Below are 13,646 nucleotides of genomic sequence, written 5' to 3'. Positions count from 1 at the left end.
CCGGCAGGTGGGGAATACCGGGTCGTTCAGGTCGCGAGCGGCGTATCGAACGGCATCGCGCGCGGCCGTTCACCGGTCGCGCGCCAGATCGCATCCGCCACCGCCGGTGCGACGGGCGGCAACGCGACTTCGCCGCAGCCTTGCGGATCGCGGTCGCTGTCGACGATCACCACTTCGATCCTTGGCATGTCGGCGAGGCCGAGCAGCGGATAGTCGGCAAAATTACGCTGCACGACCGCACCATGCTCGAACGTGATCTCGCTCCTGAACGTGTTGGTGAGCGCAAAGCCGACGCCGCCTTCGACCATCTCGCGAATCAGCAGCGGATTGATCGCGCGACCGCAATCGATGCCGCACACGATCCGTTCAAGTTTCACGTTGCCGTTCGTCACGCGCAGCTCGGCGATCGTCGCGACATGCGTGCTGAACGCGCCGCCGCGCCCCGTGTACAGTGAATAGGCGACGCCTCGCGACAGGCCGGGCGGCATGCGGCCGAACCAGTTCGCGCGCGCCGCGGTTGCGTCGAGCACGCGCAATGCAAGCGCGTCGTGTTTCAGCAATGCGCGCCGGTATCGCACCGGGTCGGCACGCGCCGCGTGTGCCAGCTCGTTGACGAAGCTCTCGAGGAAGAACACGGTCGACGTACTGCCGACGCTGCGCATGAAGCTGACCGGAATCGGCTGCATCACCGTGACCGAATCGACGAGCAGGTTCGGCACGTCGTAGCAAAGATCGTAGAGGCCGTCGAGCATCGTCTCGTCCCAGCCGCCCGCCTTCTCGTATCGGTCGCGCTTGATCGCCGCGTACAGCGAATGACCGGCGACGCGCGCGTGCAATGCGACCGGCAGCCCGTCGCTGCCGAGCGCAGCGCGCAGTCGCGCAGACGCGCACGGCCGATAGAAGCCGTGACGGATATCGTCCTCCCGCGAGCGAATGACCTTCACCGGTCGTCCGACCGCTTTCGACGCGACAGCCGCGTGCACGACGAAATCGGGCACGTACTTGCGGCCGAAACTGCCACCGAGAAACGTCGTGTTGACGATCACGCGGTCGGCCAGCACGCCGAACAGCGACGACAGCGTCCAGCGCACCTTGTCCTGCCCCTGGATCGGCCCCCACACCTCGATTTCGTCCGCTCGCACATGCACGGTCGCGTTGACGGGCTCCATCGTCGCGTGAACGATGTACGGCGTGTGGTAGTCGGCCTCGATGACCGTGCGAGCTTCGGCGAGCCGGCGTGCGGGCTCGCCGATCGTGGTCGCGACGACCGCGTGATCGGACTGCAACGCGCCCTTGCGCTGTGCGAGGATCGTCGCGCTGTCGAACGCCGTCGCGGCACCCGCATCCCATGCTATGTCGGCCGCGTCACACGCTTTCTTCGCCTGCCAGTAGGTTTGCGCAACGACGATCACGGCGTCCTTCGCGAGCACGACATCGACCACGCCCGGCATCGCGCGCAACGCGTCGCGATTCTTCACGGCGGTCGGCTTGCCGTTCAGCGTCGGCGCCATCGTCAGCGCGCCGACCAGCATGCCGGGCACCTGCACGTCGATACCGTAGATCGCACTTCCGTCGACCTTCGACGGTACGTCGAGCTTGTGCAGCGAACGGCCGATCAGCGTGTGCGCGGACGTCGGCTTCAGGTGCGGCTGCGGATCGTGCGGCAGCCTGGCCGCATCGTCGACGAGCGCGCCGTACGACAGCGAACGACCGCTCGGCGGATGGACGACGCGGCCGTCGCGCGTCACGCACTGCGTGTCGCGCACGCCGAGCCGCGCAGCGCCGGCCCGCAGGAACGCCGAGCGCGCCTGCGCACCCGCGATCCGCAAGCGCGTGTAAAACATCGTCGCCGACATCGATGCGCCGACGAATTGCTGTGGCGCCTCGTTCGCGGCATCGATCCGGTACGCATCGCGCCCCGTGACGAACTCGACCGCCACGCTGCGCCAGTCCGCATCCATCTCGTCGGCCAGCACCTGCGGCAGCCCGGTATAGACACCCTGACCGACTTCCGCCTGCGACAGCCCGATGATCGTCCTGCCGTCCGCGTCGACGCGGACCCAGTCGTTGATCTCGCGAAAACGCGCGCCGTCGCCGGCCGCCTGAACGACGTCGCCGAACGCCAGTGGCAGCAGCAGGCTGCCCGCCAGCGCGACGCCGCCCTTCAGGAACACGCGCCGCGCCCCGTTCGGCACGGGCTGTACCCGCACCGCGTCAGCCGGCCGCGACATGGATTGCCTCACGAATGCGTTGATAGGTCGCGCAGCGACACAGGTTCGTGACTGCCGCGTCGATCTGCGCGTCGGTCGGCTTGCGGTGGCGCGCGAGCAGCGCGGCCGTCGCCATCACCATCCCCGACTGGCAATAGCCGCATTGCGGCACGTCCTTCTCGATCCACGCGCGCTGCACCGGATGCGAACGGTCGTGCGACAGCCCTTCGATCGTCGTGACCGCGCGGCCCGCGACGCTCGCCGCCGGCAGCACGCACGCGCGCGCGGCTTCGCCGTCGAGGTGCACGGTGCAGGCGCCGCACGCGCCGATGCCGCAGCCGTACTTGGTGCCCGTCAGTCTGGCCGAGTCGCGAATGACCCACAGGAGCGGCGTATCGGGATCGCCGCCGAAATCGAACGGCTGGCCGTTCAGCATGAAGCGCATCGTCTGTCTCCCTGTTGCGCATCGCCCGGTCGTCATCCGGCGGATAACGGCGATGGCTTGACAGGAATTCTTGGCGGCGCAAAAAGCGGCGCCAATGACCTTTGCTCCCGAAAAAGTAGCCGTTCGTCCAGATCGTTTCAGTCGACGAATGGCGCGTGCCACCCGGCTCGCCGCGGCCCCGGCTTGCGGACGGGCCGCAATCGGCTATCGTATGTCCATGCCCACCGCCGTCCCCGGAACCCGCGATGAACGTCCAGCTCAACCATACGATCGTCTGGTGCCGCGACAAGCGCGCGTCGAGCCGCTTCCTCACCGAGCTGCTGGAATTGCCGCCGCCGACGCCGTTCGGCGCGATGCTGGTCGTCCCGCTCGGCAACGGCGTATCGCTTGATTTTTATGAACGGTCGGGAGAGATCGCGTCGCAGCACTACGCGTTCCTGCTCGACGAAGCAGGCTTCGATCGCGTGCTCGCGCGCATTCGCGAGCGCGGGCTGCCGCACTGGGCCGATCCGGCGAAGCGGCAACCCGGTGACATCTACCGCCACAACGGCGGACGCGGCGTGTACTTCGACGATCCGGACGGCCACTTCCTCGAAGTGATGACGCAGCCTTATGTGCTGAACGACTAGTCCGGCTGGCGGGCCGGCATTGCGCCGGGCGCCATGGCGTGGAGCGGGGCCCGCCTGGGTGTCGCCGGTTGCGTTGCGGACGACACCCGAGGCCGGCGGCCGCTATTCGGCCGCTATTCCGCCATTACTCGGCCGCTGTCGCCGTCTTGCGCGGACGCCGCGCGCGCGGCGCCGCCTTGCGGGCCGGTTTCTTCGGCTTGGCTTCGGCAGGCGCGTCGCCAGCCGCCTCGGCCGGCGCAGCCGCCACCTCACCGCCGACATCGCTGTCCGCCGACTCGGCGTGCGTCACTGCGGCGTGCCGCGCATCGCCCTGCTCCGCGTCACGATGCGTCTCGTCCGCATGCTTGCCGTGCGCGTGCGTGTCGCCAGCGTGCTTCGGCGCGCCATGCCCGGCGGCATCCGGCTTCCCGGCCGCCTGACGGCCTGCGGACTTCGCGGCGGCGCCCTTCTTCGCGCCGGCCTTCTTCGCCGGGCTCTTGCGCGCACGCTTGCGGCCATCCTTCGCGTCGCCGTGCCCCTCGGCCACGTCCACCGCTTCAGCCGTTTCAGCCGGCACGACCGCCGCGGTTTCGGCGGCTTCAGCCATCGCCGCCTCTTCCGCGTCGGCCTGCACGGTGTCGTGCACGGGCGCTTCCGCCCGCTGCTCGCGGCGTCGCGGCTCGCGACCGGCCCGCGCCGGCTCCGCCGCGCGCGCCCCGTGGTGCGCGCCATGGTGGGCGGCACCGCCGTCGCCGGCCTGCTCCGCGGCCGACGACTGGCGTGCCCGCGACACGAACGCGCCCGACTTGTCGTCACGCCCCACTTCGAGCAGGCCGCGCGCCTGCGCCTCGTCGAGCAGGTTGCCGAACGCGCGGAATCCGTAGTACGACTCGTTGAAATCCGGCTTGCGGCGCTTGATCGCGCTCTTGAGCACCGACGCCCAGATCTTGCCGACGTCGTCCCGCTCCGACGCGAGCGCGTCGAACGTCTCGACCGCCAGCGCGATCGCCTCGGCCTTGCGCGCGTCCAAGTCGTGCTTGCGCGACGGCTCGTCCGGCCGCTTCGCGCCGCCGTTGCCCGCACGCTGCTGCTGTTCGCGCTTGGCGAGCGCGCGCTGCTGCTCGCGCACCAGGTCGTCGTAGAAGATGAATTCGTCGCAGTTCGCGACCAGCAGGTCCGACGTCGATTTCTTCACGCCGACGCCGATCACCTTCTTCGCGTTCTCGCGCAGCTTCGACACCAGCGGCGAAAAATCCGAGTCGCCGCTGATGATCACGAACGTATCGACGTGCGACTTCGTGTAGCAGAGGTCGAGCGCGTCGACGACGAGCCGGATGTCGGCCGAGTTCTTGCCCGACTGGCGCACGTGCGGAATCTCGATCAGTTCGAAGCTCGCCTCGTGCATCGACGCCTTGAAGCCCTTGTAGCGATCCCAGTCGCAATAAGCCTTCTTCACGACGATGCTGCCCTTCAGCAGCAGGCGCTCCAGCACGGGCTTGATGTCGAACTTCTCGTACTTCGCGTCGCGCACGCCGAGCGCGACGTTCTCGAAGTCGCAGAACACGGCCATGCTGACGTTGTCCAGGGGTAATGCCATGTGTACTCCAACCAGTGGGCCGATGCGTTGTATGACGTAACGGCGAAAAATGCATCGCGCACATGATAGCCGGTCGGCGCGTCATTCCCGCATCCGTGTGAACGAATGGCGACCGGAATGTCGGTGTCGATTGCGCCGCCGGGGATCGCCCGCCCACACCGGGCAGCCCTGGCCGGCGCACGGTGCCGGTACGCCCGATGCCGGTACGCCCCTTAATACACACCCGCCGCATCGGCAAATCGACATTACACTTGAGTTATCGGTCGTCCGTCCCTATCTGGAAGGATGACGCATCGAGCAAGGAGCGGTTTCATGACGACGAAGGTACTGCTGATTGGCGCGACCGGCCGAACGGGCCAGGCCTGCGCGGATCTGCTGCTCAAGCAGCCGGAGTTCGAGGTCACGGCGCTCGTGCGCCGGCACGGCTATGCGCTGCCAGGCGCACGGGTGGTCGAGGCCGACCTGACGAACGATTTCTCGCACGCATTCCAGGGCATCTCGCACGTGATCTACGCGGCCGGCTCGGCCGAATCGGAAGGCGCGACCGAGGAGGAGCAGATCGACCGCGACGCGGTCGCCCGCGCGGCCGAATACGCGCTGGCTTACAACGCGCAGAAGCTCGTAGTGATCAGCTCGCTGTCCGCGTACCAGCCCGAACTCGGCCCGGACGCGCTGCGCCACTATTCGCAGATGAAGCGCGAAGGCGACGATCGCGTGATCGCGTCGGGCGTCGACTACGCGATCCTGCGCCCCGGCCCGCTCACGGACGATCCGGGCGTCGGCAAGATCGCGCTGACCGACGCGTGGTTCGAAGCCGCTCCGCCCGTGTCGCGCCAGGATGTGGCCTGGGCCGCGATCGAGGCGATCAAGCTGGGCATCTCGCGCAAGATCGTCGGCTTCGTCGGCGGCAGCGTGCCGATCGAGCAGGCATTGCGGGCCTAGCGGCCTCTCGCACGCCGCCGCTCGGGCGGGCGCGTTGCTCCGCACCGGCGGCCCGCACGACGGGCCGCTTTGCCGTGCGGGGCAACCGCTTACTGCTTCGGATGCGCGTCAGCCCACGCCTTCACGGCGGCGAGCGTGTTCTCGACGTGCTTGTCAGGCGACAGGCTCGTGTATTCGTAGAGCACCTTCCCTTCCGGCGAAATCACGTAGGACACGCGGTTCGCCTTGTCGATCGCCGGCAGCTTCGCGTCGTATTCGCGGATGATCTTCGCGTCCGGATCGGCCGCGACCGGGAACTTGCTCCGGCACTCGCTCACCGAGAACTTCGTCAGCGTGTCGATCTTGTCAGCCGATACGCCGATCACCGTCGCGCCGTAAGCCTTGTAACGGTCGACCGCGTCCGCGAACGCATGCGCCTCGATCGTGCAGCCCTTCGTGAACGCGGCCGGGTAGAAATACAGCACGACCGGCCCCTGCTTCAGCGCGTCCGCGAGCGAGTATGTGTAAGTCTTGCCGCCCAGCGACGCCTGCGTCGTGAAATCGGGCGCCGCGGCACCCGGCTTCAATTCCGCCTGCGCAATCAGTGCATGGCCGGCCACCAGCGCCGCCACGGCGGCGCCCAGCAACAGTTTTCGCTTCATCTGCGTCCTCATTTCTTATAAAGTCAGCCTCGATGCAGGCCCCGCCGGCGTTCGCCTGACGAACACCCGCGTGACCGATCCGGTCCAGCGGCAACGCCATCCGCGGCCGGTCCGTTAAAGATTCCGCACAGTCTGCCGTTATTCCTTCCGGACAACCGGTTCCAGCCCTTCACGTCAGCGAGAAACATGGAAGCCAACAGGAAACAGACGTCACGCAAGGGCTCCTGGCGCAGCGCCTTGCATACGCTGCGCCGCTTCGCTCGGTCGGGCGGCGCGCTGATGCCCGCGCGCGCCGTTGCGCCGCGACGCGACGACTCCGTGCGCAACTGGCTGGAACAGACGGTCGGCACGGTGGATTTCCTCGCCCATGTCGATCGCGAGCTGCGCTTTCTGTACGTGTCCGACGCGAGCCTGCGCTTCATCGGCTACCACCGCGACTACCTGCACACGCTGACGCTGCGCGACCTGATCGCCGAACAGGATACCGCGGCGCTCGAAGGCCTGCTTGCACGCGCCGCGCGTTCCGGCCAGGTCGAGAAGGCGACGATGTGCATCGTCAAGTCGCTCACCTACCCGCTGGACGTCGAGATCCGCGCGTTCAAGAGCCGCCACCACGGGGTCGACGGGTTCGCGATCGCGGCGTTCGACGTGTCGTCGTGGCGCGCGCTCGAGGCGCGCCTGACTTACGAAATGCACCACGACCCGATGACGGGGCTCGACAACCTGTCCGCGCTCGTGCCCGCGTTGATCCGCGCGCAGCAGGCCGCCGACGGGGACGACACCTGCGCGGCGCTGCTGCTGCTCGACCTCGACGACTACCAGCGGATCAACCGCGCGCTCGGCTACGACGCGGGCGACACGCTGCTGCGCGAGACCGCGCAGCGGCTGAAGGCGCTCGTCACGCCGAACGAGCAGCTCGCGCGCGTCGCAAGCGACAAGTTCGCGGTCGTGCTCGGCGCACCGAACCGCGCGCAGGCGAGCGATGCGGCGGACGCACTCGCACGCCGGCTGCAGGCCGCGGTGCGCGAGCCCTACGTGTACCAGGGGCAGACCGTGCACCTGTCCGCGAGCATCGGCATCGCGCTCTACCCTGACGAGCGCTCGGCGCCGCATCGCGCGCAGCACCACAGCCCGCTGCTGCGCCGCGCCGACCATGCGCTCGCGCAGGCGAAGGCGTCGGGCGGCAATGCGCTCGCGTTCCACGCCCCCGTCGACGATCCGGCCGACGCCGAACGGCTGAAGCTCGAGGCCGACCTGTACGACGGCGTGCGCAACGGCGAGTTTTCGCTCCATTTCCAGCCGATCACGCGCAGCCAGTCGGGCGCGGTGGTCGGGGTCGAGGCGCTGATCCGCTGGCGCCATCCGGTGCACGGCCTCGTGCCGCCGGCGACCTTCATTCCGCTCGCCGAATCGATCGGCCTGATCAACTATCTCGGCAACTGGGTGCTCAAGGCCGCGTGCATGCAGCTCGTCGCCTGGGACCGCCAGGGGCTCGCGCTACAGTACGTGGCGGTCAACGTGTCGCCGCAGCAGTTCCGCGACCCGCGCTTCACGCAGAGCGTGCGCGAGGCGATCGCGCTGACGGGCATCGACCCGCGCCGCATCGTGCTCGAGATCACCGAAAGCCTGCTGATGCACGATCCCGCGCAGGCAAAGGGGCTGCTCGAGGAGCTGACCGATCTCGGCATCCGCTTCGCGATCGACGATTTCGGCACCGGCTATTCGAGCCTCGCGTACCTGCAGCGCTTCCCGCTCGCGAAGCTGAAGATCGACCGCAGTTTCGTCGAGAACCTGCTGACCTCGCGCAATGACCGCGCGATCGTGTCGGCGGTGGTCGGCCTCGCGCAGACGCTCGATCTCGAGCTCGTCGCGGAAGGCGTCGAGACCGAGGCGCAGCGCGAATTGCTGACGGAGATGGGCTGCAACCATATCCAGGGCTGGCTCGTCTGCCAGGCGCTGCCGTCCGAGGAGCTCGCGCGGCGCTTCGAGGCGCAGCAGCTGCACCTGCACGCCGCCGCCTGACGCGCGCGGCGAACCGGACAGATCCGTATGTCAATCACCGAACACCTGCCCCGCACCGCATTACTCGACAAGCTGTGGGCCCGGATGAACGAACGGGGCGATTTCCCGCTGCTGTCGGAATCGCTGCGCGCGACGATGGCCGCGATGAAGAACGACGACCTCGACTTCACCGCGCTCGTGCGCGTCGTGTTGTCGGACTTCGCGCTCACGCAGAAAGTGCTGCGGCTCGCGAACTCCGCGATGTACATGGCGTTCGGCGGCAACATCACGACCGTGACCCGCGCACTGATGGTGCTCGGCATGGACGCCGTCGGCCATCTGGTCGTCGGGCTCAAGCTCGTCGACCATTTCCACCACAGTACGCCGCGGCGCATCGACGCGAAGCTCGAGCTGAACCGCGCGCTGCTGTCCGGCTGCGTCGCGCGCAAGCTCACCGAGCGCGCCGAGCTGCGCTCGGGCGAGGAAGCCGTCGTCTGCACGCTGATGCGCCAGGTCGGCAAGCTGCTCGTGGTCTGCTATCTCGACAGCGAATGGGACCGGATCCGCCGTCGCGCGGCCGAGCTGAACGGCGACGAAGCGGCCGCCTGCGTCGACGTGCTCGGCGTCGGCTTCGACGAGATCGGGCTCGAGGCGGCCGCGCGCTGGCGCCTGCCCGACGTGATCCGCGCGGGGATGGCCGATCACGACCACGTGATCCATGCCGATGCGTTCGGCAACGAGGATGACGATCACGATACGGGCCATGCAACCGATGACGGCCCGGCCGACCGCGTCCGCTGGCTGCGCACGATCAGCCGCTGCTCGACCGACGTCGCGGGTGCGCTCGTGATGCCCGCGAGCCCGCAGCGCGATGCGCGCATCGCGGCGCTCGCGCAGCACTACGGCGCGGAACTCGACATGGAATCCGACGTGCTCGTCGAGATCGCCGAGCGGCTCGCGCGCGAGGAAGCGAGCGATACGGTGATGCGCGAGATCGTCGAGCTGCGCGCGAACGCCGATGCGATCGCGCGTGCGCAGGCCGCGCCCGAGGCGTGCCTCGAGGCCGGTCTCGCGGACCTGCGTGCGCTGCCGTCCGAGCACGTGCTGACGCCGGTGCTCGCGCTCGCGTCGGAAAGCCTGCTGGCCGGCCTTGCGTTCACGCGCACCGTGATGTTCGTGCGCCATGACGACGGCATGTTCGCCGCACGCCTCGGCTTCGGCCCCGGCGTCGATACGACGCTCGACCGGCTGCGCTTCGACGAGCGCTTCGAGCCGGACGTGTTTCATCTCGCGATCTCGAACTCGGTCGGCATCTTCATCGAGCAGGCGCAGGAGCCGAAGATGATGAAGCGCCTGCCCGCGTGGTATCTCGACGCATTCGACGACACGCGCGCGTTCGTGCTGCTGCCGGTGCGCGTCGGCACGACGACCGTCGCGCTGCTGTACGGCGACTGGGCCGGCGCGCAGCCCGCGCGCAAGATCACGCAGCAGGAGATGGCCGTGCTCAACGAGCTGGCGCGCGAACTGGGCCGGTTCTTTCCGGCCTGACGCGGCCGCCGGTCGCTGCCGCGCCGTTTCCCGTCATTTCCCGCCCATTCCCGCTCCCAAAAGCAAACCGGCCGCATCAGCGGCCGGTTTGCTTGCATCGTGCGATCGAACGCAACGCTTACTTGAGCGTCACGGGCACGCTGAAGTACTTCTTCGCGAGGTTGTCGATCGTGCCGTCGGCCTTCAGTTCCTTCAGCGCCTGATCGAGCGCGGTCTTCAGCGCCGCGTCGTTCTTGCGCAGGCCGAAGCCGACGCCCGAGCCGAGGATCTCGGCGTCGCTCACGGTACCGCCCGCGAACGCGAAGCCCTGGCCTTGCGGCTTCGTCAGGAAGCCCTTCGAACCGGCTTCCGCGTCCTGGAACGTCGCGTCGAGACGGCCCGACTTCAGGTCGGCGTAGGCCAGGTCCTGCGTCTGGTACGGCACGACTTCGACGCCTGCCGGCGCCCACTTCTTCTTCGCGTACGCTTCCTGGATCGTGCCCTGCAGCACGCCCACGCGCTTGCCCTTCAGCGATTGCGGGGTCGGCAGCAGGCCGCTGCCCTGCTTCGCGATCAGCTGGTTCGGGATCGTGTAGATCGCGTCGGTGAACGCGATCGCGTGCTTGCGCTGATCGGTGATCGTCATGTCCGAGTTGATCGCGTCGAACTTGCGCGCCTGCAGCGCCGGGATCAGGCCGTCGAAGTCGTTCTCGACCCACACGCACTTCGTCTTCAGCTTCGCGCACACCGCGTTGCCGATGTCGATGTCGAAGCCGGTCAGCTTGCCGTCGGGCGTCTTGTATTCGAACGGCGCGTACGAGGCTTCGACGCCGAAACGGATCTCTTTCAGATCCGCCGCCATCGCGCTGCCTGCCGCCACGGCCGATGCCGCCACCACCGCGTGCGCGGCCACTTTACGCCAATCCAACTTCATCAGGTGTTCTCCTCGATACTCGAATGTTCCGGAACTACGGGCGCATGCATCATTGCAGGGTCGGATGACCACGGCAATGCCGCCGCCGCGCCGTGATGCGGCGCAACAGCCGCAAGGCCGCGATTGTACCAATCCGCGCGGCCCGATATGGCAAAGCAGCCGCCGGCACGCGATGCTGCGCTGCGGGCGCCGACGTCAGCCTGGCTCCCCGTCGAACTTGCAAGACGATGTCGCAAATACGCAAGCGCGACCCGCGGGCCTTCTGCGCGGCGCGCGAGCGTTATCTCGAAATCGGAATGGTGGCCGGACGATGCGCGGGCCGCGGGTCGCCGCGGCCACGCGCAATCGGTGACCGTCAGACGAGCGCGGCGACGGTCTCGCGGGTCGTGTCGACGACGAGCAGGCCCGCGCGCAAACCGGGCTTCACCGACGGATTCGGGAACACGATGCGCTCCTCGTCGTGCGTCACCGTGTAACGGTAGTCGCCGTCCTGCGCGAGCACCGTGCCGCGTGCGAACGCGGTGAAGTTCGCGACGTCGGCCGCGACGAACAGCTCGAGCGCGTCGCTCCGCTTCGTGATCTGGTCGATCACCGTGAAGACGCGCGGCAACGGAACGTCGACCTCACGAGCGGCGCCCGACACGAGCTTGCGCACCGCGCGGTCGGCCGGCGCGAAGCGCGCCAGGTCGTTCTGGCCGAACGGGCGCACCTTGCCGAGTTCCAGCGTGCACGCGAGCGCGCCGCAGTGCTCGGCCGTGAAATGCGAGTACGTGTTGCCCTTCGCGGTATGCAGCAGCACGGCCGCAATCCGCGCGTCGCCGAGCCATTCGAACATCGTGCGCGTCGGCGGCATGCCCGTGTGCGGCAGCAGCGCGAACTGCTCGAACACCGATGCGCGGATCGCCGTGTGCATGTCGATGTGCCAGCGCGCGGCGCCGGCCGGCGCGGCCGCGAAGAACGCGGTGGCAGCGGCTTCGAGCTGCGCGGCGCGCGGTGCTTCGCGGCTGTCGGGCACCTGCGCGTGACGGCCGCTGAACAGCCGGTTCAGGTCGTCGTCGAGATAGCGTTCGCCGGCGCGCATCGCCGGCACGTTGCCGAGCACGACGAGCAGCCGGCACGCGAGCGGCAGCGCGCCCGACGCGAGATCGCGCACGAGCATCGACAGCAGCTCGATCGGCGCCGTCTCGTCGCCGTGCACGCCGGCCGACACGAGCACGCTCGCGCGCGCCGTGCCGGCGGCGTCGGCCGCAACCGGTTCGAACGCGAGCAGACCGTCACCGCGCCATTGCCAGCGCACGGCGCCGGCGGCGCAGGTGCCGTCCGTCGCGGACGGTGCGCCGCCGGCCAGCGTGAACGCGAGGAAGTCGTCGAGCAGCGCGTCGGCCATGCGGGAATCAGCGCTGGAAGTCATACAGCGAACCGACGCGCAGGATCTGCGTAAGCTCGTCGAGCGCGGTGCGCGATTCGTCGAGCAGCGCCGGATCGGCGAGGTCTTCCGGGGCGAGGCGATCGCGATAGTGCCGGTCGATCCACGTGTCGAGCGACGCGAACAGCGTGTCGTTGATCCACACGTTCGACGTGACGGCCGCGCGCTCCGCTTCGTTCAGCACGACGCGCAGGCGCAGGCATGCAGGGCCGCCGCCGTTCTTCATGCTTTCGCGCAGGTCGAACACGAGCACGTCGTGGATCGGGCCGTTGCCGGCCGCGAGTTCGTCGAGATAGGCCGCGACGTTGCCGTTCTCGCGGCATTCCTGCGGCACGACGAGCACCTGCGAGCCGTCCGCGCGCGACAGCAGCTGGCTGTTGAACAGGTACGACGTCACCGCATCGTTCACGCTCACGGCGGCCTCGGGCACCTCGATCACGTTCAAGCGCGCACCGCGTGCGTCGAGCGCGGCGGTCAGCGTGTCGTAGATCGCCTGCTTGTTGACGAACGCGCGCTCGTGCGTGAACAGCGTGTCGCGGTTGCCGACCGAGATCACGTCGTTGTGGAACACGCCCGCGTCGATCACGTCCGGATCCTGCTGCGCATAGACCGTCGCTTCTTCCGCGAGGCCGTGGCGATGCGCGACCGCGCGGCTCGCCTCGAAGGTCTGGCGCGCCGGGAAGCGCTTCGGCTCGGGGCCGCGGCGGTATTCCGCGCGGCCGTACACGAAGAATTCGATGCCCGGCTTGCCGTATTCGGCGCAGAAGCGCGTGTGGTTCGCCGCGCCTTCGTCGCCGAGTGCCGGCGTGCCGGTCAGCGCTTCATGCACCGCGAAATGCGCGGGATCGGCGAACAGCGTCGACAACGTGCGGCGCGTCGCTTCGTGCTCGATCGCGCGATGCAGCTTGCTGCACAGGTTCGCCGGCGTGAAGTGCACGCGGCCGTCGCTCGTGTCGGCCGACGGGCTGACGGTGGCCGCGTTCGCGGTCCACATCGCCGATGCCGAGCTCGCCGCGGCGAGCAGTTCGGGCGCCTGCTTCGCGGCCTTCGCGATCACGTCCGCGTCCTTGCCGGAGAAGCCGAGCTCGCGCAGCAGGCGCAGCGACGGCCGCTCCTGCGGCGGCAACACGCCTTGCGCGAAGCCGAGATCCGCGAGCTGCTTCATCTTGCGCAGCCCTTGCTTCGCGGCAGCCTTCGGATTCGCGGCCGACTTTTCGTTGTTGAGCGACGCCACGTTGCCGAACGACAGCCCGGCGTAGTTGTGGGTCGGGCCGACGAGCCCGTCGAAATTGGCTTCTTGTGCGTTCATCGTCGT

General features: G+C 68.4%; 11 protein-coding genes. 4 read left to right on the top strand and 7 right to left on the bottom strand.

Annotation, left to right across the window (positions count from 1 at the left end; translation table 11 throughout):
* Window positions 1–26 precede the first annotated feature (26 nt).
* Window positions 27–2,231: a xanthine dehydrogenase family protein molybdopterin-binding subunit gene (locus CFB82_RS06355; RefSeq protein WP_089483627.1), complete on the bottom strand. Its 2,205-nt coding sequence runs from the start codon at window positions 2,229–2,231 to the stop codon at window positions 27–29.
* Window positions 2,215–2,655, bottom strand: coding sequence for a (2Fe-2S)-binding protein (locus CFB82_RS06350; RefSeq protein WP_089483626.1), 441 nt, complete (start codon window positions 2,653–2,655; stop codon window positions 2,215–2,217). Before CFB82_RS06350 ends, CFB82_RS06355 begins: the two co-directional genes overlap by 17 nt.
* 245 nt (window positions 2,656–2,900) lie before the next feature.
* Between CFB82_RS06350 and CFB82_RS06345 the strand changes: the two genes are divergently transcribed.
* Window positions 2,901–3,284, top strand: a complete 384-nt coding sequence (locus tag CFB82_RS06345; RefSeq protein WP_089483625.1) for a VOC family protein — start codon at window positions 2,901–2,903, stop codon at window positions 3,282–3,284.
* A gap of 124 nt (window positions 3,285–3,408) precedes the next feature.
* Here the strand turns inward: CFB82_RS06345 and CFB82_RS06340 are convergent, their stop codons facing one another.
* Window positions 3,409–4,860: an NYN domain-containing protein gene (locus CFB82_RS06340; protein WP_089483624.1), complete on the bottom strand. Its 1,452-nt coding sequence runs from the start codon at window positions 4,858–4,860 to the stop codon at window positions 3,409–3,411.
* Window positions 4,861–5,172: 312 nt separating this feature from the next.
* Between CFB82_RS06340 and CFB82_RS06335 the strand changes: the two genes are divergently transcribed.
* Window positions 5,173–5,802: an SDR family oxidoreductase gene (locus tag CFB82_RS06335; protein ID WP_089483623.1), complete on the top strand. Its 630-nt coding sequence runs from the start codon at window positions 5,173–5,175 to the stop codon at window positions 5,800–5,802.
* An 89-nt stretch (window positions 5,803–5,891) separates the two neighbouring features.
* Here the strand turns inward: CFB82_RS06335 and CFB82_RS06330 are convergent, their stop codons facing one another.
* On the bottom strand, window positions 5,892–6,443 hold the full coding sequence (locus CFB82_RS06330) for a peroxiredoxin (RefSeq protein WP_089483622.1): 552 nt from the start codon (window positions 6,441–6,443) through the stop codon (window positions 5,892–5,894).
* Between the two features lie 279 nt (window positions 6,444–6,722).
* Here CFB82_RS06330 and cdpA point away from each other — a divergent pair, with 279 nt between their 5' ends.
* Both cdpA and CFB82_RS06320 read left to right on the top strand, forming a co-directional pair.
* Window positions 6,723–8,465, top strand: a complete 1,743-nt coding sequence (gene cdpA / locus CFB82_RS06325) for a cyclic di-GMP phosphodiesterase CdpA (RefSeq protein WP_218829061.1) — start codon at window positions 6,723–6,725, stop codon at window positions 8,463–8,465.
* A gap of 27 nt (window positions 8,466–8,492) precedes the next feature.
* Window positions 8,493–9,992, top strand: coding sequence for an HDOD domain-containing protein (locus CFB82_RS06320; RefSeq protein ID WP_089483620.1), 1,500 nt, complete (start codon window positions 8,493–8,495; stop codon window positions 9,990–9,992).
* Window positions 9,993–10,110: 118 nt separating this feature from the next.
* Here the strand turns inward: CFB82_RS06320 and CFB82_RS06315 are convergent, their stop codons facing one another.
* From CFB82_RS06315 to astB, 3 genes are all read right to left on the bottom strand, one after another.
* Window positions 10,111–10,905 carry an ABC transporter substrate-binding protein gene (locus CFB82_RS06315; RefSeq protein WP_043182082.1) on the bottom strand — a complete coding sequence of 265 codons (795 nt, stop codon included), beginning with the start codon at window positions 10,903–10,905 and terminating at the stop codon, window positions 10,111–10,113.
* 355 nt (window positions 10,906–11,260) lie between these two features.
* Window positions 11,261–12,316, bottom strand: a complete 1,056-nt coding sequence (gene astE / locus CFB82_RS06305; protein ID WP_089483619.1) for a succinylglutamate desuccinylase — start codon at window positions 12,314–12,316, stop codon at window positions 11,261–11,263.
* Entirely contained in the window at window positions 12,300–13,640 is a 1,341-nt protein-coding gene (gene astB, locus CFB82_RS06300) for an N-succinylarginine dihydrolase (protein WP_047850485.1), read from the bottom strand. Before astB ends, astE begins: the two co-directional genes overlap by 17 nt.
* Window positions 13,641–13,646 lie beyond the last annotated feature (6 nt).

The organism is Burkholderia sp. HI2714, from assembly GCF_002223085.1.
GTDB lineage: Bacteria > Pseudomonadota > Gammaproteobacteria > Burkholderiales > Burkholderiaceae > Burkholderia > Burkholderia lata_D.
Note: the sequence above shows the minus strand (reverse complement) of the source record. Positions and strands in the feature narration are given on the sequence as shown.